The 3,091-nt window shown below is 71.3% G+C and carries 3 protein-coding genes; all 3 read right to left on the reverse strand.

Going from position 1 to position 3,091, the window contains the following annotated elements:
• Positions 1 to 705: S8 family serine peptidase (locus tag ACLP9N_RS09525; RefSeq protein ID WP_442407174.1), on the reverse strand; the 705-nt coding region annotated here is incomplete at its 3' end.
• Positions 702 to 2,141, reverse strand: a complete 1,440-nt coding sequence (gene eccD, locus ACLP9N_RS09530; RefSeq protein ID WP_442407175.1) for a type VII secretion integral membrane protein EccD — start codon at positions 2,139 to 2,141, stop codon at positions 702 to 704. The genes eccD and ACLP9N_RS09525, both read right to left, overlap by 4 nt.
• A gap of 62 nt (positions 2,142 to 2,203) precedes the next feature.
• Positions 2,204 to 3,091: ESX secretion-associated protein EspG (locus ACLP9N_RS09535; RefSeq protein WP_442407176.1), on the reverse strand; the 888-nt coding region annotated here is incomplete at its 5' end.

The raw sequence follows: 3,091 nt of genomic DNA on the forward strand, positions 1-3,091 counted from the left end.
GGCGGCCACGATCACCGCGTCCTTGTCCACCGCGGCATACCGGATGGCCGCTCCCAGCCCGGCCTGGTCGACGGTGCGGTCGGCGGGCAGGCAGGTGATCGCCGAGATGTTGATCACCCGGGCGCCAAGGTCGGCGGCGTGCACGATCGCCCGGGCCAGCGTCGAAACGTCCGAAGCCGCCCGTTCCACCTGCGGGTCGCCGCCGGGCGTGCGCGGTGAGAACTTGGCGGACGTCGCCCTGATCGATACCAGCCGCGCCGCGGGTGCCACACCCGAGAAGCCGTCATCGCCCGGCTGGCCGGCGATGATGCCCGCGACCAGGGTGCCGTGCCCGTCGCAGTCGGTCAGGCCGTCGGTCATTTCCACGAAGTCGCCGCCGGGTTCGACGTTGGGCAGGCGCGGGCCGGGACGCACCCCGGTGTCGATCACCGCCACCAGTTGGCCTTCCCCGCGCGAGAATTGCCATGCCGCTGGAAGATTCAGCGCGGCCTGGCTGGGTGTGACCGCACCGGGATCGCTGCCGGGAATCACCCCGGAGGCGGTGCACGGGCCGCGCTGCTCCATCGGCTGCCCTGGTCCCGGCGTCCCGCTGGGCGGCGGCACGCCGGGATCGACCGTCGGCGGGCTGATCGCCACCGCCGACGGGCAGGTCCACATCATGGCGACCAAAGTCGTCGTGACGCAGGTCAATCCGGCACGGATCATCGATTGAGTATCCAGCCGAACAGGCCGACCAGATACGCCATGACCGGGATTAGCGACGCATCGAGGCCGGCCGCGACGAAGCCGAGCAGCCGACGCACCGGCAGCGAGTAGCTTTCCGGCGCGGCGATGCGCGGGTTGAGCGCAACCACGAGCCACACCAACGCAAGTGCGGCGAGCAGCAGCACCGCGCCAAGGGCGGCGGCGTAACGCCCGGTCGCGGTGTAGATCACCAGGAGGGCACCGGCGACCAGGTGCGGCTGAGCGAGCAGCCAGGCCTTGCACGCGGCCGAATCCCACACGCGGGCGCGCACGACGGAGGCGGCCGCGGTCGCTGCGACCACGTACCAGCCCACGCCGCTCACCGCCTCGGGACGCAGCGCGATCGCCACCGAGCCTGAGACGCTGAGCAGCACTGCCGCGGCGACGAACCCGCTCTGATGGGCGTCGCTCATGCGCACCCGCCGGGGCAAGTCCTCCAGCACCCGCAACGACGGCGCCGACGGCGTAGGATCGCCGGGCGCCGGGATGACCGGCAGCGGGAAGCGTGCCGCTAACGCGGACAGCGGGGCCGCCTCGACGGTGACCAGCAACGCCGCCACGATCAGCGCGGCGCCAAGAGTGACAATGGTTGGCTGCCAAAGTGATTCGGCCGCGGCGGCCAGCAGGATCCCGGCTCCAACCACCGTGGTCGTGGTGAAGACCCCGACGACTCGCTCGCGGTGCGCGCTGGGCAGCATCAGCACGATCAAGGACCACGCGGTGACGCCGGCCGCAGCCAGCATCAGTTGCGCCGGGCCGAATCGCCCGGGTACGGCCAACGCCAGAGCCGCGCCGATGGGAGCCAGGGCCGCGACGGACAGCGCCATCGCGGTGCGCGGCGTGCGGGCGGTGGTCAGCACCGCAGCGACCGCGCTGAACACCGCGATCGCGCCGACCGCGACCAGCCCGGACAACGCTCCGGTGGCGGCCCGGTAAGTGACCCCCAGCCCGGTCGCCAGCAGGGCCACGGCGATCGTCGCGGCCAAGGCCCCGCGCTGGATGTGGGCCGCGCCCCAGGGCCTGAGCCGAGAGGTCGAAAAGATCATCGCGGCATCGGCGATGTCCTCGACGATCCCGGGCGCGGCCGGCCCTACCGGCACCGGTTGCAGCGCAAGCAGATCACCGTCCACGACGCCGACGGTGTCCAGGCTGGCGTCGAGGCTGAACGGCGCCCCGCCGATCGGGGCCAGGCTCAGCTGGGCGGCCGCGGCGGCGTCGGTGGGGGTGCCGTGCGAGTCTCCGTTCGACGCACCCTCAACCGAAGGGGCCACCACCAAACGCTGCACCGCCGGCAGGATTTCGCGCAGCGGCAGTTCTGCGGGCAGCGCCATCTCCGTGAGCCTGCTCTCCGCGAGGATGGCCACGCGGACGATCGGCACCACGGTGCCGGACGTCACCGGACCCCCGAAAAGCGCTCGGGCCGTTGCTGGGACATCATGCTCTCTCTTTCTGGTTTCCGTTATGCCCGCTGGGCGGAAAAATCCCGCGCGGAGAAATCTCGGGACAGCCGCTGGCCGGGGAACCAGTGTCCGTCGGGCAGCAGGGCGGTCAGCTGTTCGATCGCGACGGCGATCGCAAAAGGCGTACCCGGGCTGAACGTGGAAACCCACTCACCGTCGAACGCGCGGGACGGGCTGACCAGCACCCGCCCGGCTCTGGTGTCGACGATGCTCATCCCGACCTCGGTGGTGTCGTGCCGTCCGTCGCGGCGCCGGCCGGCGACGACCTCCACGTAGCTGCGCGGACCGTCGAACACCGCCTCCACCACCGGTCGCGCCGATGCCGGGATACCAAGGAAGTCAAGGACTTCGGAGAGCGGCGCGCCCGACCGCAGCCGCTCGTCGGCGCGGGCCCCGACGCGCATCGGCAGGCTGAACTCGTCGAACCGCGCCGGGGGCCGCTGCGCCAGACCGGCGCCGAGGATCGGCACCATCGTCAACGGGTCGTCGATCTGCATTGCAGTGAACGTGACGAGCTGCCCGCTGCGCAACGCGACCACGGTTTTCGGCGGTCTACCGGTAGCGATGGCGGTGGTGGGACGCTGCGCCACGACGCCGCGCAGCATCTCGCCGGCGCCGCCCGCCTCGGCGTGCCCGACGTAGCGCAAGTCGAGCCACCGATCCGGAAAGCACAGCGCTTTGACCCAGTCGGCGACGGCCGAGCTGACGACACCGCCGTCCGACACCAAGCCCATCTGGGTCAGCTCGGCCCGCTGACGTTCCAGGAACGCGTTGCGCTCCGCGGCATCGCGATACGGCGTGGTGATAGCCAGCACCCACGGGAAGCTACCCGCCCCAATGGTTTCGGCGATGAACCACGCGTGATCGACCGTCAGCTCGACGGCGTT

Source organism: Mycobacterium sp., assembly GCF_052144515.1.
In the GTDB taxonomy this organism is placed as follows: domain Bacteria; phylum Actinomycetota; class Actinomycetes; order Mycobacteriales; family Mycobacteriaceae; genus Mycobacterium.